Here is a 21,814-nt window from a genome sequence, read left to right as displayed (position 1 = left end):
CTTTATATCATAGGTTCATTTTTTGGTTAATACCGAAAAATACTGAACTTATAGAAATTATTTAATTTATGTCTACTAAAGAGATAAAAATTTATTTTTATATAGAAGGCTGATATCACAGAAACAAAACCTACATTTCCAAGCTAATTAAGCTCACTTTCATAGAGAAATAGTATGACTTAAAATTAACTTTGTAGAAATCTATTTCATTCAAAGCTAGCTTTATGAAGATGTTGTCAGCATACTAAGGCTATAATACCCACGTGTTAAGATAAAAATATCAGTTAGGGGCAAAATAATATGAAAAAACTTAAAACCTCCCTGTAGTAGGGAGGCGGTAGAATAAATATTCATAATTTCAAGCAAATACGCAGTAATTAGATTTAATACTCAATAGCTGAATTACACTGTTGCTTGCAGAGACTATAGGACTAGTATTTAATTTTTGAAACTACCGTTGTAGGTTTTTATATATGGTTGCTAAATCTGCTGCCTGCATATTTACTGTGCGAACAGGTTTAATACCTTGGCGCAATTTATTAAGTAAATTAGCATCTGTTGCTAATCGCTCAAGAGCTTGAGTCCAAGCTTTAGTATCATTAGCAGTTACTAACCAACCATCAATGCCATGTTTTATAAGTTCGGCAATACCCCCCAAATTGGAACCAATTACAGGAAGGCCGGCTTCATGGGCTTCTAAGACTACTATTGGTCCAGTTTCTAACCATTGGGAAGGTACAGCTAGGATGTCATAATTGGCTAGAGCCTGGGGAAGTTCAACTCTAGTTAGTTGTTTCTCTACCCGAATTCGGGGGTCATTGTCAATTAGGTTAAAAATTGTTTGGCGATATCGTTCATCTTGCGCTATGCCATGAATTATCAATTCAATGGGAATCATCGCAGGTAAATCTTTAACTGCCTGGACTAAGATATCAATACCTTTATATATATCCCAGCGTCCTAAAAAAACTACTTTTAAAGTGCCTGATTGCTGTAATACCTGTGTTGATTTTTCTTGTGTTGCGTCAGAAATTCCGTGTCGAGAGAGAACGAGTTTTTTTTCAGGAATGCCGTTAATTAGTAGAGCCTCATAAAGCCAATCACACACTGCTACAATGCGGTCTGCAAATTTTGCCATTTCTAGTAGGCTTTTTTTGCGGGCAGTAACATAACCAGGTATCACAAAAGGACGCACAAACTGTCCTAAGTTGCCTTTGTCTACTGAGGCAGGAAGATAAGCACTTACAGGCAATGGCACTCTCCCGACAACAGCTTCGGGCAGATAGCTAAAACCTTTGACCATTGCAGCAGGCAGCTTTCTGCTTAAACTATCAGCACACTGAGAACAACGCACCACGTCTATTTTGCCATCACAAGCCTGTTGTCCATTGAACATCAGAGTAGTTCGTTGGCATAAGGGCAGAGGATAATGGATTGTTACCACCGTTGCCATGCCTAATTCTTTTGCTAAACGTAGATGAGGCAATCCACAAGATACTTCCCAATGGTGCTGATGGTAGATGTCTGCTTTTTGGTGAGATAGCCAATTAGCAAAATCTTCAAATTTTCCATGAGGAAATTGACCGTGATTCGGTTGTGTTTTAGGTACTGGGAATACAGGATATCGATAAACTTCTACATCGTTGTACTTGTAAGTATCACCGTGTGGGGAACCTAATTTGGCCGCTGCTATCAGGATGTCAATATCATGCGTAGGCTCTGCCAACGCTAAGAGCGATCGCAATTCTGGCAGTAAATCGTTGAGGTTTACTTGAATACCACCGCATTTATCTGGAAAATAACGAGCAAGAGCTTGGATTACTTTCATCGGGAGGAATCTCCAGGACAGGAAATCTGCTCTTGCTATTTTATTCGCTGTATTGTGAATTACCCAGTAATATCTGTACTCCAATACAAACTAGATCGCCCATTCTCACCTCAATACCGTTCAGTTAAGCCCAAAAAACTTGATAAAGACACGAAATTTCGCGTCTTTATAGGTTTTTTAACCTTTCTTTCTTTGTATGAAACCACCCTGCTCTCCTTATTAAGGAGAGCTAAGGTGTACACACAAGTCTTTAAGAGTTGCCCCATAAGCTTTTGATCCCCCCAACCCCCCGATAAATTGGGGGGCAAGAACCTCTCAAAGTCCTACTTTTTAAGGAGGATTTAGGAGGATCGACAATATTTTGGTTTTGTAGAGAGATGTGTGTACACCGTAGATTAAGGATAGGGGGAGGCGATATGGATTAAGCGCTAAAGTATTTTGCTACTGGGTGGTAAGTAATAATTGCAGTGGTTGACTGTTCTGGATAAAGTTGTTCACTTTCATCCATATACAATTTAATTCTGTTAGTCTGCAATAATTCCAGTTGCTTGTATTGGTCTTGGATGTTCGGGCAAGCTGGATACCCAAAGCTATAGCGTGAGCCACGATAGCGTTGTGCTAATATATCCCGAATATTATCGGGTTCTTCAGCAGTAAAACCTAACTCTCGGCGAATTCTGGCGTGTGTCCATTCAGCTACAGCCTCTGCAACCTGCACCGCCATACCGTGGAAATACAGGTAATCAGTGTATTGGTTAGCCGCAAATAGTTTTTGAGCAAACTCTGTGGCAATTTCCCCTACAGTCACCGCCTGCATGGGGAAGACATCAATAATTCCCGATTCCTTTGGTGCAAAGAAATCTGCTATGCACAGCCGCCTTAATGACTTTTGTCTGGGGAATTCAAAAGTTGTAACCTGCTGTGATTGGTTCTCTGAATCATATATATGTAGAGAATTCCCCTCCGCTTGACAAGGGAAATACCCATAAATCACCTGGGGATGCAACAGATTTTCTTCAATAATTCGCTGTTTCCAAGTTTCTAAAATTGGGTAGACTTTCTCAGCTAAGAAAGCCTGATATTCTTCCTTAGATTGTTCCTTTGGTTTGCGGAATTGCCACTGTCCAGCAATCAAAGCTTGTAAATCTAAGTGCCAGAATATTTCCTCGATGGGAATATCACTAGGCTGCAATAACTTCGTTCCCCAGAAAGGTGGTGTCGGACGTTCAATATCTATTGCCACAGCATCAGAACGTCTCGTATCTACTTCTTTTGGTTCAGCAGATGTTTCTTCAGCAGTCTTAGCTTTTGGTTCTTTGTTACCATTCGTCGAAACTTCAGCCGTTTCGATTTCGTTCAAAAATCCCTGCAAATCTTCCCAGTTACCAGTAGCTTTAGCTGGCATTAATTTATCCATGAAGTGCAAGTCAGAAAAGGCATCTTTGCCATAAACGACTTTACCTTTATAGGTATTTTGGCAATCTTCATAGACAAATTTAGGAGTTAACGCCGCACCACCTAAAATTACGGGGACACTAATTCCCTTTTCGTTGAATACCTCCAAGTTCTCTTTCATGAAGGCAGTAGATTTTACCAGCAAACCACTCATGGCAATACAATCAGCTTTGTGCTGTTCGTAGGCGTTGATGATGTTTTCTACCGGCTGCTTAATTCCCAGGTTAATCACCTTGTAGCCGTTGTTGGACAAGATGATATCCACCAAGTTTTTACCAATGTCGTGGACATCGCCTTTGACTGTGGCAATGATAAAGGTTCCCTTGGCATTGTTGCCTGATTCTGATTTTTCCATGAATGGTTCGAGAAACGCTACCGCCGCTTTCATGGTTTCGGCAGATTGCAAGACGAAGGGTAGCTGCATTTGTCCAGAACCGAATAATTCCCCGACAACTTTCATCCCATCTAGCAAGAAGGTGTTGATAATTTCTAAGGGGGGATGTTCTTCTAAGGCTTTTTTCAGATGTTCTTCTAAGCCAATGCGTTCGCCGTCGATGATGTGACGCTTGAGACGTTCTGGGATGGGGAGACTTTCATCTAAGGAGCGATCGCGCTTAGTTGTCACCCCGGCAAACACTGTGGTAAGCTCTCCCAAGGGATCGTAAACGCAGACGTTACCCTCAAACTTCCGCTCATCATAAATCAACTGGCGACAGATTTCTTGATGGCGGACGTCAATCTTGGATAACGGTAAAATCTTGTTAGCACTGACAATGGCTGCATCCATTCCCGCCGTCGTCGCTTCGTGCAAAAACACCGAGTTCAGCACCATTCGCGAGGCTGGATTCAAACCAAAGGAAATATTGGAAACACCCAAAATCACATGACATCCAGGCAATTCCTCACGAATGCGCCGGATAGATTCAATTGTGGCTTTACCATTTTCTCGGTCTTCTTCAATCCCGGTGGAAATTGGTAACGCGAGGGTATCAAAGAATATTTCTGTGGGTGGTATGCCATATTCTACAGCTTGACGGTATGCGCGTTGAGCGATCGCAAACTTTTTATCGGCTGTTCGCGCCATGCCATCTTCATCAATAGTACCAATGACTATACCAGCACCGTATTTCTTCGCTAACTCCAGCACCTTCAAAAAGCGCGGTTCCCCATCTTCGTAGTTGGTGGAGTTCAGCAAACACTTACCACCGGCAACCTTTAAACCCGCCTCCATTTTTTCCCATTCGGTGGAGTCAAGCATTAAAGGCAATGTCACGTTATTGACAATGCGTGAAACTAATTCGTGCATATCGCGCACGCCGTCGCGTCCTACATAATCGACGTTGACATCTAGGATGTGTGCGCCTTCTTTGACTTGCGCCCTCGCCATTGAAACGAGTCCATCCCAATCTTCGGCATTTAGCAAATCGCGGCACTTCTTGGAGCCACTGGCGTTTAGACGTTCACCAACAATCAAGAAGGAATTATCTTGGTCATAAGGCTGAGTGGTGTAAATTGATGCTGCTGCTGGTTCTAAGCTAGGTTGTCTAACTTTTGGCTTCAGGTCTTTGGCTAGTTCTGCCAATTGTTGAATGTGTTCTGGACGCGTCCCACAGCAACCCCCGATCACTTGGACACCCAAATCTTCAACAAAATGCATCAGCGACATCCGTAATTCCAACGGTGTCAGGCGGTAGTGCGCTTGACCGCCGATGTTTTCAGGTAAACCCGCGTTGGGTATACAGGAAACGATGAAAGGTGAATGTTCTGCCAGATACTTGATATGTGGTTTCATCAAGTCTGGACCGGTGGCGCAGTTTAGACCGAGAATGTCAATTGGGTAAGGTTCCAGAATTGTCAGCACAGCACTGATTTCTGAACCTACCAACATTGTGCCCATGCTTTCCATTGTCACAGAAACCATCAACGGGCGGCGATCGCCTTTTTTGGCAAACACTTCTTCAATTCCATTCAGCGCCGCCTTAATTTGCAGCACATCTTGGCAGGTTTCCACCAAAAATAAATCGACACCACCATCCCACAGCGCCTCTGCTTGTTCAGCAAAAGTAGCTTTCATGGTGTCAAAGTCAATATGTCCCAAAGTAGGGAGTTTTGTTGTCGGCCCGATGGAACCTGCCACAAACCGGGGTTTTTCTGGGGTGGAAAATTCCGCAGCCACACGCTTCGCCAATTCTGCGGCTGTCTTGCTGAGGTAATATGCTTGGTCTGCTAAGTCATATTCTGCCAGCACCAAGGACGTACTGCCAAAGGTATCGGTTTCAATCACATCTGCACCAGCAGCGAGAAAGTCACGGTGAACCTTAGCGACAGCTTCGGGTTTGGTGTGGACTAAGTATTCGTTACAACCTTCATACTGTGGGCCGCCGAAGTCTTCAGCAGTCAGGTTTTGGGTTTGCAGGTTGGTTCCCATCGCCCCGTCGAAAACGAGGACTGGGCTATCTGGACTACGCAGGCGTTCAAGGAAAGAATGAGTCATATTTTCCTAGAAGAAATGAGGACATCAAGTGAGTCTTGTGATACTCGACTTACTTTATTATTTTCCAAAATTGTGATATTTGTGGCAGCCTTTAATAAAGTCTGGTTTTCTTTATCAAGGAAGGCAGGAGGCAGAGGGCAGGAGGCAGGAGGAAAAATGTCCGACGACGCTCTCTACGAGACGCTGCGCGTAGCTTGCTTCTCCGTAGGAGTACGCAGACTCGCTCGCCGCCGGCGCTATCTGTTTCCTGCCGTGACCAAAGGGAACAGGGGTTTAAGACAAGAACAGCAAATTGAAAATTTGGTGGCTTTTATTAAGGAGATGTCTGAATCCCCTTCTTAATAAAACCTCCTGCCTTCTGCCTTCTGCCTCCTGCCTCCTGCCTCCTTCAAATAGCGATTTACTGATAACCTGCTGCTTGTAACAGAAACAACTTGGCATAACGTCCTTTTAGCTGTAATAATTCTTCGTGAGTTCCCTGTTCTATAACTTCGCCGTTTTCTATAACTACGATTTTGTCAGCCATTCGGACTGTAGAGAAGCGATGGGAAATCAAAAGTACCATCTGATTTTGAGTAATAGCGCGAAAATGATTGAAAATCTCAAATTCAGCTTGGGCATCTATTGCTGATGTTGGTTCATCCAATACTAAGATATCTGCTTGCGATCGCATAAAAGCACGAGACAAGGCAATTTTCTGCCACTGTCCCCCAGAAAGTTCCTGTCCTCCTTTAAACCAACGCCCAAGTTGAGTCTGGAAGCTTTGAGGTAATTGGTCAATAAAAGATTGGGCCATGCCTTTTTCCGCAGCAGTTTGCCAACGGTTTTTATTTTCGAGATGTTCTACATCACCCACGCCGATATTCTCGCCCACAGTGAACTGATAGCGGACAAAGTTCTGGAAAATCACACCAATACGACGACGCAACACATCCACATCCCATTCCTGCAAGTCCAAGCCATCTAAGAAAATTCGTCCAGAATCTGGGGTGTAGAGTCGGGTAAGTAGTTTGATTAAAGTAGTCTTACCGGAACCGTTTTCACCCACAATTGCCAGTTTTTCTTTGGGTTTCAAGTGTAGCGAAATGTTTGTCAAGGCTGGCTTAGAACTTCCCGGATAAGTAAATGATACGTTCTCAAAACGGATACCATCTTGGGGATTTAAACCAATGGTTGCCTTACCCCAAGACTTTGGTACTTCTTCTTCTAGGAAATCATAGAGATTTGATAAATATAGGTTGTCTTCATACATCCCTCCAATAGATGTGAGGGCATTGGAGAAAGTTGATTGTCCTTGACGAAAAACGGTGAGATACATGGTCATATCTCCCAAGGAAATCTTACCTTGTACTGTTTCTAGTACAATCCAAGCATAAGCTAGGTAAAAAGCACCAGTACTGACTAAACCCAGTAGATAGCCCCACAGCCCTCGCCGCAGAGTCAAATCGCGGTCTTCGCCATAGAGTTGATGAAACAGGTTGCGGTAACGCCCTAGCAGCATCTCTCCCAACTGGTAGAGTTTGACTTCTGTGACAAAATCTTCTCTTGCTAGCAGATTTTCTAAGTAGTGCTGTTGACGAGTTTCTGCCGCCCGCCAACTAAATAGGCGAAAGCCTTCTCCAGCAAACTTTGTTTCGGCAATAAATACAGGCATCGCTGCCAAAATCAGCACCACCACAGCCCAAGCTGAGAAATTTACTAGCAAAATACCGTAGGTAATCAGGGAAAGGGCATTTTGCACCAATCCAAAGGTGCGGTTTACTAACGAAAGTGGACGAACTGATGCTTCTCGTCGGGCATTGGTCAATTTGTCATAAAATTCTGAGTCTTCAAACTGCCTAAGATCCAGTGTCAGCGCCTTTTCTAAGATGAGTACATTCACTCGTTGACCCATTAGCGCCCGCAATAATGACTGGCAAATGAGGATTCCCCTCTGACTACCTGCTAGTAGAATTACAGCGATCGCTTCTAATCCTACATAAAATAGGGAAGGATAAATATTGACAAAACCATTGTTTTGTGAATTCACTTGAGAGGCAAATACCACTGCATCAACAATTAATTTACTGATGTAGGATATCGCCGCTGGTAAAAGACCAGCCACTAAAGTTAAACTCGCCAGCAGAATGGTAAGCGATCGGCTAGTAGTCCATACCAAGTTCAGAGCCCGTCCACTGTAGCGGAAAACCGTCAGGGATTGGCGTAGGATATTTCTTTTTTTTTAATTTTCATCTTTTTTTGGACAAGATACCCCAGCTTGGGCGGATCTTCCTGACTTTATTTAATCTTTATTAATTTTACCAAAAAAGAAGTTAGAACTCAGGAGCCAGAATCACGGGTGTGCGACTAAGTGGTGACTCTCATGCTTACATTTTTATCCCCACAACCTCCGACCTGCTTTCCCACTTAATTTTTGGTGAGTATCTGATAATAAAGCTGGAATATCTAACTTTTCTGGACACCGAGGTAAACAGTCTCCGCATTCTGTACAGCGATCGCCTTTCATTCCAGGGAACCAGTGACCAGCATTTTCAAACATTCCGTAACGATATTGTCCATAGTCTTTCATGTCGTATGCCACTGCGAGATTACGTAACCGCAATATCTCTGGAATATTGATATTTTCTGGACAAGGCAAACAAGCATAACATTGGCTACATTTATCAGTTCCCAAAGCAAATTTTTGGTGATTTTCTAACCTCTGGAAAGCAGAAATTTCTGCTGATTTTAGCTCTCCATTATGGTCAGCAACTTGCAAAGGTTCTATTAATTCATCTGGGTTGGCTGGCCCTATACTTAAAGTATTAATACGGTTGTCAGCAAGTAAAAAACGATAGCTTAGTTCTAAGGGGGAATACGGCTGACACAAATCTTTTAGGGTTTGGGGTGGCGTATACAGCTTTCCCCCTTTGTCAGCAGGGGAAATAATGAAAATGCCCATATCTTTTTCGGCAGCTAGTTGAATTGCTGGTGCGTGCCGTTGAAAAAAATAGTAATAATGCAGATTGACAAACTCAAAAAAATCTATTTTGATAGCTGCCTCAATTAGCTCTAATGACCCGTGGCTGGAAAAACCCACGTGTCGCACTCGACCATCAGCAACAGCTTCTTCTACGGCTTGCATACAGCCATTTTTGGCTTGCACCCACTCCAAATGTTGCCAAGTGTTCAAGCCATGAACCCCTAAACAATCTAAATAATCTAGCTGTAATCGTTCTAGGGATTCATCGATGCACCGACGCATGGTGTCAGCATCTGCTGTAGCTGAGATTTTGGTAGTGATGTAAAGCTTCGTTCGGGGTACTGATAACCCAGCTTTTAATGCCCTACCAAGATACTCCTCGCTTTTGCCGTAACCTCTAGCAGTTTCTAGATGATTAATTCCTAGCGCTAAGGCTTGTTCAATGATCTGGTGAGCATTTTCAAAATCAGCCAGGTAGCGCATTGTTCCCAAGGAGAAAACCGAGAGGTGCAGATTCGTTTTGCCAAAGCGTCGGTATTGCATAAATTGAGTGCTGAGTAGTGAGTGCTGAGTAAAAAGACGATTAATATTGTCTGTACAAGAGTGAAAAGTAAAAAAAGAAAGAATAAAGAATTTACTTTTAAGATTCTCTATTCTTTCTCAGCACTCAGCACTCAGCACTCAGCACTTTTCTAGCTGTCGCCATTACCAAAGCGCTTGATCAAATCTTCAGGACGGAGATTAGAAATAAATTCACGGAAGGCTTGCTGTTCGGCTTCATCTGCATCGCGGTCAACAGGGATAGAAGCATCGGCAATCACTTCTTCCATTACCCAGATGGGGGTATTTGTACGGAGAGCAATGGCGATCGCATCGCTAGGACGTGCGTCAATTTCTTTTTTGACCTCGCCTTGCTGGACAATCAAAGCGGCATAAAATGTATCCTTTTGCAGGGAATGAATGATCACCTTTTCTAAAATCATATTCCAAGTCTCTAGAAGATTCACAATCAGGTCGTGGGTTAAGGGTCTGGGAGGCTTTTGATTCTCCAGTGCGCCCATAATTGCCCTAGCCTGTTCCTGACCAATATAAATTGGCAAAGCCCGCCGATCTGAAGAATCTTTCAAAAGGACGATCGGGCTGCGGGTTATGGCATCTAATGCTATGCCAGCGACTTTCATTTCAATCATTGCCTAAGCCTCTACAATGCTTTGAGAGCCTTGGATGCCGTGTAACAAATAGTACCCCTTTTTAGGCGGTTTGGTGACAGTAATAAACATAAGCATTCGTTCTCTATAATTGCTTCTATTAAACTCCGAACTTGTGGTGAAAACCAGAGTAAGTCAAATTGGTCTTCTTAGACAATAACCTTCTTACCCAAGTATGCCTTGTGAAGGATGCTAATGTGTTAATATTCCTATACGAAAAAAAGTCAGAAAATATACTTGGATGTTCGACATTTCTGTGACAATTACCAATTCATTTCAGGCAAATTTAGGCAATAAATAGAGTTAGTTTGACAAAAAAGCCGTGTTTACAGGATTAATCCAAGCATTAGGAACGATAGAACCCTTGGGGGGCGATTCTTGGCAAATTACTTGTGTAAGCCACTCTGGTGAAGTAATTATGCAAGATTTGGCTTATGGTGACAGTGTTGCAGTAGATGGCGTTTGCTTGACAGTGGAAAAAGTTTTAAAAGACGGGTTTATCGCCACGGCTTCGCCGGAAACGCTACGCCGCACGACGTTGGGAGGTGAGCAAACGCAACAGAGATATGTCAATTTAGAAGCGTCGCTAAAGGTGGGCAGCAAAGTTGGCGGTCATTTTGTGATGGGTCATGTAGATGGCATCGGTCGATTGCTAGTGGCAGAACAAACGGCTAGTTCTTGGGAAATGACCTTTATTGCATCTGATGCGATCGCACGATACATTGTCCCCAAAGGTAGCATAGCTGTCAACGGCATCAGTCTCACAGTAGCCGCTTATGACTCAGAACTCTCTCAGTTCAAGGTGGCGGTAATTCCCCTCACATACAGCGAGACAAATCTTCGCTATTTGGTTGCTGGAAGTTTGGTGAATTTAGAAGGGGATATTCTCGGCAAATACGTCGAAAAATTCCTTTACTCTGGCAACCCAAACACCACAGCTCATGATGAAACAAGTTTAGATGGCATTACACCCGCATTCTTAGCAGAACACGGGTATTTGTAAGTGGGAATGGGGCATGGGGAATTGGGAATGGGGCATTCATTAGGCATAGGGCATTGGAAAGAGGGGAAAGAGCTAATTTTTTATTCTCCCCCTGCCTCCCCTGCTCCCTCTGCTCCCCTGCTCCCCTGCTTCTTCTAGCTACCTGGTTCTTGACTAACCTGGGCGGTCTGCAAACCTCGTACTAACTGACTGAGGGCGCTTTGTAATTCCACACCTGGGTCAGTAGCAACCCAACCGTTAGGTGTTAGGTGGCGGACTTCAAAGTGCAGGTGAGGGCCTGTGGATGCCCCGGTGCTGCCAACTCGGCCGATGAGAGTTCCAGGTTGTACCCATTGACCGGGTTGAACAAGGATTTCTGACATGTGACCGTAGAGAGTTTGTTCAGCCGATTTGTGATTCAGGATAACGGTTAAACCATAACCACCCATCCAGTTAGCAGTTTCGACTTGACCAGCTGCTGCTGCTAAAACTGGTGTTCCCGTAGGCGCACCTAAGTCTGTACCAGCATGGAAGCGTTGATTACCTGTAATTGGATGAACTCGCCAACCAAACAACGAGGTAATGGGAGCGGGTATAGACAAGGGATACATCATCCCCGTCCCATTATAGGCAACTGCCCCTGTGTAGGGAATTTGTGGCAATACCGATGCTAGTGAGAAGTCGTAAGCTACGTTGCTGGGACGGGGTGCAATGTTGCCATCTGCCATTGGTGGCGGTAAAGTCCCGCCACTGGGTGCAATAGGAGTGGCACTCACTCTTGTGGGGCTGAACTCGCTGGGATTCGGGATAAACCGATTCGGGCGATATGCGGTCTTGGTGTCACCACTATAACCATTTTGAGTAGCACGCCATCTGCTGTTGTTGCCAGTCGTTGCAACTTGCCGCGCAGTTGGAACTACCGGCAATTGGGCGTTTTGACTTCTTCTTAGCCAATTAGGTGCTACTTTACCATTAGAATCAGCTACATTCCTTTGGGGTGCTTTGGCGCAAACGCCGCCTAATACGCTTTGTCCTGAAGGCAAAATGGCTCGGCAACCACTAGAGCGTTCTGTGAGAATTACAGAATTTGGTGCTTGATAAGTACCTGTAGCACCACTGTCATAACTATTAGGATCAATATAGGCGTTATTATAATCCTTGGTTTTACCTGGCGTTGCACTAACAGAACTGTTGGAGTTATTCGATGGTTGAGCAACTTCTGGGAGTTTTTCAGGTGCATAGCGGACAGGGGTATTGGGTTTTTCCTGTCTCACCCTTGCAGGAGTAACCTGGGTGGTTTCTACTTTGGGTTTTGACTGTCTGATAATAACAACAGGTTCAGCAGCTTCGATTTTGGGCGTAGACTGCCTAACTGGTTCTTTTGATTGAGCTACCTCTGGCTTGCGTAGTCTCTGTTTGAGTCTGGCTCGCCGTTGGGAAAATTCCGGTTGCGCTTGAACTGCTTCGGGCGCAACAGCCTGCTTTTTAACACTTCGACTTCGCTCAGTGTTAACTAGATTTGGAACTACTGTTGGCTGGGAAGTTTCAACAGTGGGAACGATATTATCTACTTGTGTTTCCGTTTGGGCAAACACAAAGCCGCCGCTAAGGAGGCTGACGCTACTCAGCCAACAGAGGCTCTGAGCTGGTAGTGTTGAGGCAAAACGTTTTTTTGTTAGACCTTGCTGCCATAAATGCAAACGATGATGGGCAGAATTATTGCGCTGCGTCATTTGTTCTCTCAGTTGTGTGTAATTAGCCTAAAGAGATGATGCTAGTGGTTTGTCTTGCCCAAAGAGCGAAATTTTGAACAAACCTCAAATTTAAACGGAAGATTTATGGTACCCCAAACTGATTGTACCGGGTTCAATATAAATTTCCGGTGTAATTAGTTCCTTTGTATTGTATGTTTCTAAATCAACTCGTAAATTTCCTTGAGGTGTTACCCCAACTACAGTACCTAAAAGATTATTGACATAAACCCGATCGCCCATGTTTGTAAGCAAGTCTAGATAGCGAGATAAGAGTATGCTTACTCCTTCTTGTTGAAGGCACTCCATACCGGATTCTATTCCCAGTAAGACTGTAGAGGTGAGTATTTCCAGACAAGAGATTGGTCTGAAATCTTGGGAAGCTTGCCACGATTCCAGATTAATTCCAGTTTCGGGTACTGGATTTGTCCAGTTAATACCAACACCAATTACTGCTTGGGTGATTTGTCCTTTGTTTACTTTGGTTTCTGTCAAAATGCCGCCTAGTTTGCGACCATTTAAAACTAAATCATTGGGCCATTTTATCCCAACATCTATACCACACTGGCGCAATTGAGACGCAATTCCCCAAGCAGTAGCGAAAGTTAGCTGGTAGCTGTCAGTAGCCTCTATTTTGTGGTCGAAAGAAATCGCCACGGAAACATATAATCCCCCAACTGGAGAAATCCACTCGCGTCCCCATTGTCCCCGCCCAGCAGATTGCTGAGTTGCGATGACTACTGTTCCTGAAATAGCCCCTTGGTGGAGTAAGTTCCAGAGGGTTTGGTTTGTTGAGGAGACGCTTTCAAAAAAGTGGAGGGAAAATGGTAAATATGTATGCTTACGCCCTGCTTTCAAGGCTGATTCCAAGTTTTGCAGATTAAATCCCACAGCAGTTAACCCAAATTCCGTTGTTCAAGTTAGCATTGATTGGCTGATGAGTGATTTTTGTTTAGGTTTGGTTGAAGATGCACACTTGGCACTGGCGCAATTGGGAAGGACTGCCTTATCTAACTTGTAGTATTCTGGAACATTGGCATCACGGCTTCTTTACCCAGCAGTTTTGGCCGCGATCGCCACAAGTTATCACAGAAGTATTGCAACCAGAGGCATCAGTCTATCGCTTAAAGCAGGTTCATGGCAATACTGTTCTCACCCCCCAAGAAGTTGAAAGCTTCTTAAACACTGCTGAGGAGGATTTAGCATCGGCGGATGGTTTAATGAGCCAGCAGCCTCTCCAAGCAGTTTGGGTAGCTAGTGCAGATTGTACACCCGTGCTAATTGGGGATGTGAAAACCGGACGGGTGGCAGCATTACACGCGGGTTGGCGAGGGACTGCCAAGAAAATTGTGCCCCTAGCGATCGCTAGATTACAATCTCAAGGCAGCAAACTTGATGATTTACGCATTGCAATGGGCCCGGCGATCGCTGGTGAGGTTTACCAAGTCTCTATCGAAGTGGCTGCTGAAATTGGGGCTAGCATTATACCAGATGAAGACCAAGAAAAAATAGTAAGTGCATTACATGAGCTACCAAATTCACCCTTGCTGGAAGATCCTAATCCAGGAAAGGTAAGGTTGGATGTGCGGCGAGTGAATACCTTACAAATGGAAAACATGGGAATTAGTGCAGAACAAATTGCGATCGCACCTTATTGTACTTTCCAAACTCCAGAGCATTTCTTTTCTTACCGTCGAGAGCAAGAAAAAAAAGTTCAATGGTCAGGGATTGTTAGTGGCATCAAAATCAATATGATCTAGGGAACTAATTGCTAAGACTAAAATACTCACGGTAATTGCTAAAATGGCATAACTCGGTAGGGCGAAGATAGTTACTTTCATAAAGTAGGGTAGTTCCCCTGCTTTCACGTTCCAGCGATTTGCTAGAGAGCCGATGAGCCAGCCATGAATAACTGCTGTTTGCACTGCTAGACAGCAAACTCCTGTTAACCAAACAGACATTCTTTTCATAGAGAATGCACAATGCTTAATCTGATATAGCAAATCATTTAGCAAAAAAACAACCGCAGGTATTAACATCACAGTACTAGTTTGCTGTGAATAGTTAATGGCAATACTCAAGCAAGAAACTAGTACCATTTCTGCTAAGTATATTTCTTTTGACCAGGCTGTGAGAGATTGTTGTAGATACCAATACCAACCCACGAAACTCACAAGTATCAGAACAATAAAGTCTGACAATAGCTTGGCAAAGAATGGATTATTGGGTAATAATCTTGGGCCCACTACCATCAAATCTAGGCGAGTAATTGAAAGATAGGGACTATTCGATGGATCGTTAAGCCAAAGTGAAAATCCACGAGCCGTATCTGGTAGGTATTGTGTCAAAGAATTGCCCGTTAATGCTAGACCTAAAAATACTAGACAAGTTCCTGTGACAACAGATACAAAAACTAGAAAAAAGCGTCTTTTAAATAGAAAATATAGAATGAATAATGCAGCTAATGTTGGTTTACAAACGGCAATACCCAAGCAAAGTCCTGCTGGAATATCCTGATATTTTCTAGCCAAGATAAACATCCATAAGATGAGAACAGCAACGAAAATGGCAAGATTACCAACTTGAAGATCGCGAACTAAGCCATAAATTAAGGCAGCCGAGATTGTACAAATAGTTCTGAAAGCTGGCGATTTCGATTCTAGGAGGATGTTCGCTCCCCATAAGGCCAAGCCGATTGCTAATATATGCATCACAATCCAGATTGTAAATGCAGTATTGATCGGAAAATAACCGAGAAACCAGATAAGAGGAATAATATTAGGTGGATAGACAAATGGTGGAATAAATCCACACGTTTTAGTTAGGCTACAGAAACTTTGGTTAAAAATCTCGACATTAAAAGGACTCAAATGCTGATGAGCCAATTTACTCGCCACATAAAACCATTTAAAATCCCATAAAGGTGGATTTGGCTGATTTAGTAAATAAACTAGCCAACCTGTATAACAGAGAAATCTTGTTACTACTAATACAACAACTGCTTGAATGATAAAGTTAACAATTGGTTGACGAAAAAATTGCATCAATCGTTGGATTGCAGAAGATTTTAATAATAAAGAATTTTTCCAGGCTACCTTCTCATCATCGTCTAGTCGCCAATTATTTTTGAGAACCAATGTAACTACAATTACTATAATTAGGTTCCAAAAACCAAAGTTTATCATCAGCAATGATCTCAAGAATTATTTCTGTATATCCTAGATAACATAACTGATATATTTTGTCATAAATGATGCTTGAGTATTTTTTATAATCAATTTATAAAACTTTGGAAATTACCGATCTAGAATCTCCGCTATTTATAGCTGGAGAGTGTCAAATAAAAACTTGGCTCAATACCTCGCGGTGCATTAATGCCCTATCTACTAAAGATTGTATTTGGTTTGGTGATAAAGGATCGCCATTAGCATAATGCTCCATCCAAGTTAGACTAATCAAATTGGGATCATCGGGTAAACTCGCCAAATCCCACCCAGGCATTTCTAAGTCTTCCATAAGACGATTTACCTTGGGGTCATAACTAAGAGCAAAGCAGCGACAACCTTCAGCAGCAGCCATAATCAAGCTGTGTAGACGCATTCCAATTGCCATTTCTACGCCGCGAAATACACCTTTCAAAAGTTGTGGATCTTCCAAACATAAAATCTGGCTGACATCTTTAAGGTGGGGTTGAATAGCTTCGGCAATACTTAAATCTTCACTTTTTTGAAATGGCAGTAGTAAAATAAAAGACTGCGTAGCTTTTTGAAAATCCACCAAAGCACGGGTTAAATTTGCCAGACGGGTTTCTGTAAGTAGAGGATGCGATCGCAAAGTTACCGCAACTCTCGGCGCAGGTAAATCCCAAAGTCCCGGTACAGGTTTAGATTCCAACGCCCAAACCGGGTCAGGAGCTATAATACAAGGAATTTCCCAATCAGATAATAAAGCAGCGCTGGCGCGATCGCGGACACTAACTTTGGTACAATTAGCAAAGGTTTGCCGTGCCAGCCAACGAGTTTGCGGACGCACCAACGGGCCAATACCCTGCGCCCAAGCAACAGTTTTCAAACCCATTTTCTGCGCCAATACCATCATTCCCCCATAATAAAAGGGGCTGATAGTGCTGGTAACATCTTGAATAAGACTCCCGCCGCCCCAAATCAAGGCATCACTTGAGCGTAAAGCTTGCAGTACAGCAAAGGGAGCCATGCGATCGACAGTTTCTACATTGTAGCGATCGCGCGTTTCCTCTGGATTTCCCGAAAGTACCACAGGCGTTACGTGAGATGGTAACATTTGCAAGAGCGTTGCTAACAAAGCTTCGTCACCACCATTACCTTTACCGTAATACCCAGACAATAACGCCCGCATCTTGACCATTTTGGATTTTAGATTTTGGATTTTAGATTAACAACTTTTTTTAAAACTTTGATGCCATCCTGCCAACAAAAGATGAATTTTATTGTAGGAAAATAGTGACATAGAAAAACAAAAAGATTAATACTATTGATTCTTAACTCCAGTACAGACGCTAAATTCAGCGTCTTTAATTCCTAACTTATAACTCCTAACTTTCTTATGCACACCCTATCAATTCCCACCTGGATTATTCATATTTCTAGCGTTATAGAGTGGATTGTTGCCATTTGGTTAATCTGGACTTACGGCGAACTCACTAATAACCGCAATTGGTGGGGATTGTCCCTTGCTATGTTACCAGCTTTAGTTAGCGCTATGTGTGCTTGTACCTGGCATTATTTTGACAACGCCGAATCTCTGGAATGGCTGGTAACACTTCAAGCTACCATGACCTTAGTTGGTAATTTTACGCTTTGGGCAGCAGCATTTTTGATTTGGCGTTCCACCAAATCTTCTGACACTGTTGAACCAGAATCTATCAAATTAGAGCCATGATTTCTAAAGAAACCCTGTTTGCACTTTCACTGTTTCCCTATTTGGGTTTCTTGTGGTTTATCAGCCGGAGTCCACAAATGCCGCGTTTAGCGCTGTATGGATTTTACGGTACTCTCGTTTTTGTTGCGATCACCATCCCAGCCGGAATTTATGCTGTATTGCATTATGGCAAGTCTTTGGCCAATGTAGATTGGTTGCACGGTGGTGCAGAATTATTTTTGACTCTTTCTAACATCTTGCTTGTGCTAGGTTTTGGACAAGCTGTAAGGCAATTACAAATCAAAAATCAAAAATAGAAACCCCAGCGATAGCTAGAGTTTTGATTGCATTGAGTTATGAGGGAGAAGTAAATGGATGTAATTCCAGCGATTGATTTACTAGAAGGTCGATGTGTGCGACTGTATCAGGGAGACTACGATCGCTCGCAAGTTTTTAGCGAAAATCCCGTTGATGTTGCCAAACAGTGGGTTGATCAGGGTGCTAATAGACTGCACATAGTTGATTTAGATGGTGCCAAAGCAGGTAAAGTAGTAAACCTGGGGGCAATTGAAGCGATCGCTCATGCGGTGTCAGTGCCCATTGAAATTGGTGGAGGATTGCGCGATCGCACCAGCGTGCAACAATTATTCAATCTAGGCATACAGTGGGCAATTCTCGGAACCATCGCCGTAGAACAACCCCAGCTAGTACAAGAACTGTGTGCAGAATTTCCTGGACAGATTATTATTGGCATTGATGCCCGTAATGGTCGAGTAGCAACTCGCGGTTGGTTAGAAACCTCAGAAGTTTTAGCAACCCAACTGGCTGTACAAATGCAAGAATTGGGTGCAGCCGCCATCATTTACACAGATATTCATCGAGATGGTACTCTCATCGGCCCCAATTTAGACGCTTTGCGAGAACTTGCGGCGGTAATTTCCATCCCGATAATTGCCTCTGGCGGTGTAAGTTCTCTCACCGATTTGTTGAGTTTGTTGGCGTTAGAACCTCAAGGCGTGACTGGCGTGATTGTCGGACGTGCTTTGTATACTGGGGATATTTTACTCAAAGAAGCATTGCGAGCGATCGGCCCTGGGCGGATTCAGGATATTCCACCCAATCTAGGTTTTTCTAGTTTTGCTTGACAACCCTTATTTCCAGGTAGGGGCAATTCATGAATTGCCCCTACCGCTTGTAATTTGCTAGATCAGTTTGTAATCGTTATCGTCTTATACTGCCTGTACCTACCTTCACCTTCTGAGATCCTTCGACAATTTGGTAAAGTTTGTCTTCAAGTTTTTGCATACATGCTGACCAATCAAATTCAAGTATGGAAGGGCGAGCGTGCCGAGTCATATCTGCCTTCAAATCGGGATTCTCTAGAATCGTAATCACCTTCTGAGCAAAGTCTGTGGGGTTGTTAGGTTGGGCAAGAAAGCCATTACGACCAGGAAAGACCTGTTCTGATGTTGAGGGTGCAAAAACGGCAACTAAAGGGGTTCCAGATGCTAGGGCTTCGTTATTTGTAGTGCAGAAGTTTTCGGTGACGGAGGGGTTGACAAAAATATCTGCTCTAGCAAACCAGCCTAAAAGTTCTGTACCGTGGGATTCGCCCCATATAGTAATACCCGATCCAAATTTTTCGGCACGCTGACGAATTTCTTCATCTAGAGGGCCACTACCAACAATCACCAGATGAACATCAGGAATTTTGGCAGCGATGACTGGAAAGATATCAAGCAATTGGTTGACATTCTTTTCCGGGGTGATGCGTCCGACAAACAAAAGAGTTGGTCGGTTATCGTTAGGAATAGGATTGTAACAAATATTGCGCGGATGAAATTTCTCGCAATCGATGCCTTGATAAGGGACATATTCAGCGCGTTGGCATTTCAATTCTTCGTATTTAGTGAGTTGTTCTTTAGAAGAAAAGTAATTGAAGTCATAAGACTCACTAAATTGCTTCACTAAAACGGGAATGATGGGGCGAACAAAGTTAAAGAATTTATCCCCAAAATAATATTTGATATACGCGACGATATCAGTATGGAAAAGTGAGATTATTGGTGTGCCTGTTCGTTTTGCGTATTCGACACCAATTGGACGACCATAACCTTGCAAGAAAAATGAGTATAAACCTCTCATTTGTGCGGCTTCTTCAACCAAGATAATATCAGGTTTAAATTTCTCCAGCAACTTGGTATCACTCCAATGCCGATAATTTAACGGTTGAGGAAGAGACTTATAGAATAATAGGGGTTCTGTGGGAAATGCGTAAGCAGAGAAATTGGGAAAAGACTCAATTTCATTCAAACCTGGCATGGGGCGATCGCCAACATTTTTGGGGTAGCGATCGCTGATTTGTGGATGAACTAAAAAAACCTCATGTCCTTGCTCTAGCAACCAACGAACTCTTTGGTGAACAGCGACAGAAACACCAGTCAAGAAAGGAGCGTACAATCCTGTAAATAGTGCAATGCGAAGTTTTTGCTTAGTCATAATAAAGGGGAATCTTTCACGAAAATGCTGGTTTTCAATTTAGGATTTACGCAGCTTATGTTTCATGAACATTCTGATCTTCTATCTCAGAAATTCCCGCCAATACGATTAGACTAAGGATTTACGCATTTTCAAATAGCCGAAACTGTCAATTGTGAAATGGATGTTTATAAACCTGGATTCAACTATCAAAACATCCAAATTACTAAGTCAAAATTCCCCTTAATATATTTTGTCTAAACCCTTGTCATTTATGCAAATACATTTTGATAAGTCACAAGAAAAATCGTGTATTTTGACAAGGGTTATAGCTAATATAGTTGTACTAAATATAAGATAATATAATTTGAAGACTAGGGAATGTTTAGTGTAATAACTTTCATGCCCTAGTTCATATTTAGCGATTTAATTCAAAGAGAAACCTTGCCATCAATAGGCTGATCTAACCATTGATAAGGGCGATATTCCACTAGCCGGACATTCCAAGGCCCTTGAACCCGATAGGAGACACCGCGCCAGGTGACTGTTGAGATCCAAATGGATGATAGCATTGCTAGCCCATAAATCCACTGTGTTAGCGGAATCCCAATCAGCATTTTGATGATTGTAGCACCTGATAATTTGGCGTAGACGTGCAACGGCTTGTCGATAGACATCGCCTGGTCATTAGAGCGAACCACTCGTTGTACCTCTAATTCCAACACGAGCATAATCAAGAGTAATCCCACAGTATAGACACTGTAGCAGCCTAATAAGACAACCGCAGCTTCCCATTTTGCCTGCAAGAAGGACTCTAAAACTAAGATGATTAGTGCAGTAGGAAACAAAATACTAGAAACAGCTTCACTAACTAAAGCTAACCAACGCGGGTGATACAGTCGAGAATAAAGTATCAGGCGCTTAAGATAGTCGATTAAGCTGGATAAATCAGTCTCTTCACGATTAACAATTAGCAGCGAAGGCACAAACTTTACCTGAAACCCATGTTTCTTGAGGATGTCGTGCATCATAAAATCTTCGCCTAAAGCTTGTCCCCACTTATCTAGGAGTTCTGTTTGGCGAAGCACTTCTGTTTTCACAGCCAAACATCCACCCCAAGGAATCTGGAAGACAAACATTTGCACCACTGTGGATACATTACCGATGTACCGCACTAAAGATCCCCAATACCTACCTGTAGGGACGTACCAGCGATTACCTGTTGTCGCCCCTACTTTGGCATCACCTAAAGGACTAACTAATTCTCGCAGCCAATTCACATGGACTATAGTATCAGCATCTACTAAGGCAACCACCTTGTAGGAATCATCCAACTCACGGACAGCTTGAACTAAGGAACTACATTTGAGACTACAATTGTTGCGTACTATTCTCAAAGGGCTAATTTGAACGTTGGTCGCTTCTTGCTCTGTGATGCTTTCACTGGCAATTTTCCAAGCGGGGTCTTCATGACTATCAACGATCAATTTTAAATCATAGTGTGGATAGTTTTGGTTCAGGAGCGATCGCAAACATCTAGGCAAAAACGGATCGGCTCCGCGTAAGCAAAGAATCACTGCTGTCTTGGGTAACTGATCATCTGGTAATAAGTTTTTTTTAGATGAGCGCAGATACCATATAAAAACAAGCGTTAAACACACCTGAATAACCAGCCAACCCATCAAAGACTTAGACAGAAATATTGCCAAATCTTCCATTAAATTTTTAGTCTCCGGTGAATTAGGGGTTGGGGATTGGGG

The 21,814-nt window shown here is 43.0% G+C and carries 17 protein-coding genes; 6 read left to right on the top strand and 11 right to left on the bottom strand.

From position 1 onward, the window contains the following. Positions 1-451: 451 nt before the first annotated feature. Positions 452-1,828 (bottom strand): glycosyltransferase, encoded by a 1,377-nt coding sequence (locus G1O98_RS26845; protein ID WP_163934361.1) that lies wholly within the window; start codon positions 1,826-1,828, stop codon positions 452-454. A gap of 421 nt (positions 1,829-2,249) precedes the next feature. Beyond that, a complete protein-coding gene (metH, locus tag G1O98_RS26840) occupies positions 2,250-5,777 on the bottom strand; it encodes a methionine synthase (RefSeq protein ID WP_163934359.1) in 3,528 nt (1,175 codons plus the stop codon). A 15-nt stretch (positions 5,778-5,792) separates the two neighbouring features. Between metH and G1O98_RS26835 the strand changes: the two genes are divergently transcribed. After that, positions 5,793-6,119, top strand: coding sequence for a hypothetical protein (locus tag G1O98_RS26835; RefSeq protein WP_207794512.1), 327 nt, complete (start codon positions 5,793-5,795; stop codon positions 6,117-6,119). Between the two features lie 58 nt (positions 6,120-6,177). Here G1O98_RS26835 and G1O98_RS26830 read toward each other — a convergent pair whose 3' ends face one another. From G1O98_RS26830 to G1O98_RS26820, 3 genes are all read right to left on the bottom strand, one after another. Next, the gene (locus G1O98_RS26830) at positions 6,178-7,941 is read right to left on the bottom strand and encodes an ABC transporter ATP-binding protein (protein WP_243458549.1); all 1,764 of its coding nucleotides are present in this window, start codon (positions 7,939-7,941) and stop codon (positions 6,178-6,180) included. Positions 7,942-8,151: 210 nt separating this feature from the next. Beyond that, complete coding sequence (locus tag G1O98_RS26825; protein ID WP_163934353.1) at positions 8,152-9,282, bottom strand: aldo/keto reductase; 1,131 nt, start codon at positions 9,280-9,282, stop codon at positions 8,152-8,154. A gap of 149 nt (positions 9,283-9,431) precedes the next feature. Then, positions 9,432-9,929, bottom strand: a complete 498-nt coding sequence (locus G1O98_RS26820; RefSeq protein ID WP_163934350.1) for a bifunctional nuclease family protein — start codon at positions 9,927-9,929, stop codon at positions 9,432-9,434. 340 nt (positions 9,930-10,269) lie between these two features. Here G1O98_RS26820 and G1O98_RS26815 point away from each other — a divergent pair, with 340 nt between their 5' ends. Then, positions 10,270-10,950, top strand: a complete 681-nt coding sequence (locus tag G1O98_RS26815) for a riboflavin synthase (RefSeq protein WP_163934347.1) — start codon at positions 10,270-10,272, stop codon at positions 10,948-10,950. A gap of 134 nt (positions 10,951-11,084) precedes the next feature. On the opposite strand, the gene G1O98_RS26810 is transcribed toward G1O98_RS26815, so the two are convergent. Continuing rightward, positions 11,085-12,662 carry a M23 family metallopeptidase gene (locus G1O98_RS26810; RefSeq protein WP_163934344.1) on the bottom strand — a complete coding sequence of 526 codons (1,578 nt, stop codon included), beginning with the start codon at positions 12,660-12,662 and terminating at the stop codon, positions 11,085-11,087. 90 nt (positions 12,663-12,752) lie between these two features. Further along, a complete protein-coding gene (locus G1O98_RS26805) occupies positions 12,753-13,571 on the bottom strand; it encodes a biotin--[acetyl-CoA-carboxylase] ligase (RefSeq protein WP_163934341.1) in 819 nt (272 codons plus the stop codon). Between the two features lie 77 nt (positions 13,572-13,648). Between G1O98_RS26805 and pgeF the strand changes: the two genes are divergently transcribed. Continuing rightward, positions 13,649-14,440: a peptidoglycan editing factor PgeF gene (gene pgeF / locus G1O98_RS26800; protein WP_163934338.1), complete on the top strand. Its 792-nt coding sequence runs from the start codon at positions 13,649-13,651 to the stop codon at positions 14,438-14,440. Here pgeF and G1O98_RS26795 read toward each other — a convergent pair. Together G1O98_RS26795 and csaB are read right to left on the bottom strand one after the other, a co-directional pair. Then, positions 14,402-15,865, bottom strand: a complete 1,464-nt coding sequence (locus G1O98_RS26795) for a glycosyltransferase family 87 protein (protein ID WP_163934335.1) — start codon at positions 15,863-15,865, stop codon at positions 14,402-14,404. The two genes, pgeF and G1O98_RS26795, sit on opposite strands and share 39 nt — an antisense overlap. A gap of 151 nt (positions 15,866-16,016) precedes the next feature. Then, a complete protein-coding gene (csaB, locus tag G1O98_RS26790; protein ID WP_163934332.1) occupies positions 16,017-17,054 on the bottom strand; it encodes a polysaccharide pyruvyl transferase CsaB in 1,038 nt (345 codons plus the stop codon). A 207-nt stretch (positions 17,055-17,261) separates the two neighbouring features. On the opposite strand from csaB, the gene G1O98_RS26785 reads away from it, so the two are divergent. From G1O98_RS26785 to hisA, 3 genes are read left to right on the top strand one after another with little or no spacing between them, the layout of a single operon-like run. Continuing rightward, a complete protein-coding gene (locus tag G1O98_RS26785) occupies positions 17,262-17,597 on the top strand; it encodes a DUF2499 domain-containing protein (RefSeq protein WP_163934329.1) in 336 nt (111 codons plus the stop codon). Further along, positions 17,594-17,893 carry a DUF3593 domain-containing protein gene (locus G1O98_RS26780; protein WP_163934326.1) on the top strand — a complete coding sequence of 100 codons (300 nt, stop codon included), beginning with the start codon at positions 17,594-17,596 and terminating at the stop codon, positions 17,891-17,893. Before G1O98_RS26785 ends, G1O98_RS26780 begins: the two co-directional genes overlap by 4 nt. A gap of 54 nt (positions 17,894-17,947) precedes the next feature. Next, a complete protein-coding gene (gene hisA / locus G1O98_RS26775) occupies positions 17,948-18,721 on the top strand; it encodes a 1-(5-phosphoribosyl)-5-[(5-phosphoribosylamino)methylideneamino]imidazole-4-carboxamide isomerase (protein WP_163934323.1) in 774 nt (257 codons plus the stop codon). 76 nt (positions 18,722-18,797) lie between these two features. Here the strand turns inward: hisA and G1O98_RS26770 are convergent, their stop codons facing one another. After that, positions 18,798-20,075, bottom strand: a complete 1,278-nt coding sequence (locus G1O98_RS26770; RefSeq protein WP_163934320.1) for a glycosyltransferase — start codon at positions 20,073-20,075, stop codon at positions 18,798-18,800. A 410-nt stretch (positions 20,076-20,485) separates the two neighbouring features. After that, a complete protein-coding gene (locus tag G1O98_RS26765; protein WP_163934317.1) occupies positions 20,486-21,772 on the bottom strand; it encodes a glycosyltransferase family 2 protein in 1,287 nt (428 codons plus the stop codon). Positions 21,773-21,814: the final 42 nt, after the last annotated feature.

The organism is Nostoc sp. UIC 10630 (assembly GCF_010747425.1).
Classification (GTDB): Bacteria; Cyanobacteriota; Cyanobacteriia; order Cyanobacteriales; family Nostocaceae; genus Nostoc.
Note: the sequence above shows the minus strand (reverse complement) of the source record. Positions and strands in the feature narration are given on the sequence as shown.

What these genes read in the sequence shown, in the direction of transcription:
- G1O98_RS26820 (WP_163934350.1), bottom strand. Translation starts at nt 9,929, where the DNA reads ATGATTGAAATGAAAGTCGCTGGCATAGCATTAGATGCCATAACCCGC.
- metH (WP_163934359.1), bottom strand. Translation starts at nt 5,777, where the DNA reads ATGACTCATTCTTTCCTTGAACGCCTGCGTAGTCCAGATAGCCCAGTC.
- hisA (WP_163934323.1), top strand. Translation starts at nt 17,948, where the DNA reads ATGGATGTAATTCCAGCGATTGATTTACTAGAAGGTCGATGTGTGCGA.
- G1O98_RS26795 (WP_163934335.1), bottom strand. Translation starts at nt 15,865, where the DNA reads ATGATAAACTTTGGTTTTTGGAACCTAATTATAGTAATTGTAGTTACA.
- G1O98_RS26765 (WP_163934317.1), bottom strand. Translation starts at nt 21,772, where the DNA reads ATGGAAGATTTGGCAATATTTCTGTCTAAGTCTTTGATGGGTTGGCTG.
- G1O98_RS26825 (WP_163934353.1), bottom strand. Translation starts at nt 9,282, where the DNA reads ATGCAATACCGACGCTTTGGCAAAACGAATCTGCACCTCTCGGTTTTC.
- G1O98_RS26785 (WP_163934329.1), top strand. Translation starts at nt 17,262, where the DNA reads ATGCACACCCTATCAATTCCCACCTGGATTATTCATATTTCTAGCGTT.
- G1O98_RS26845 (WP_163934361.1), bottom strand. Translation starts at nt 1,828, where the DNA reads ATGAAAGTAATCCAAGCTCTTGCTCGTTATTTTCCAGATAAATGCGGT.
- pgeF (WP_163934338.1), top strand. Translation starts at nt 13,649, where the DNA reads ATGCACACTTGGCACTGGCGCAATTGGGAAGGACTGCCTTATCTAACT.
- csaB (WP_163934332.1), bottom strand. Translation starts at nt 17,054, where the DNA reads ATGCGGGCGTTATTGTCTGGGTATTACGGTAAAGGTAATGGTGGTGAC.
- G1O98_RS26835 (WP_207794512.1), top strand. Translation starts at nt 5,793, where the DNA reads ATGAGGACATCAAGTGAGTCTTGTGATACTCGACTTACTTTATTATTT.
- G1O98_RS26770 (WP_163934320.1), bottom strand. Translation starts at nt 20,075, where the DNA reads ATGACTAAGCAAAAACTTCGCATTGCACTATTTACAGGATTGTACGCT.
- G1O98_RS26780 (WP_163934326.1), top strand. Translation starts at nt 17,594, where the DNA reads ATGATTTCTAAAGAAACCCTGTTTGCACTTTCACTGTTTCCCTATTTG.
- G1O98_RS26810 (WP_163934344.1), bottom strand. Translation starts at nt 12,662, where the DNA reads ATGACGCAGCGCAATAATTCTGCCCATCATCGTTTGCATTTATGGCAG.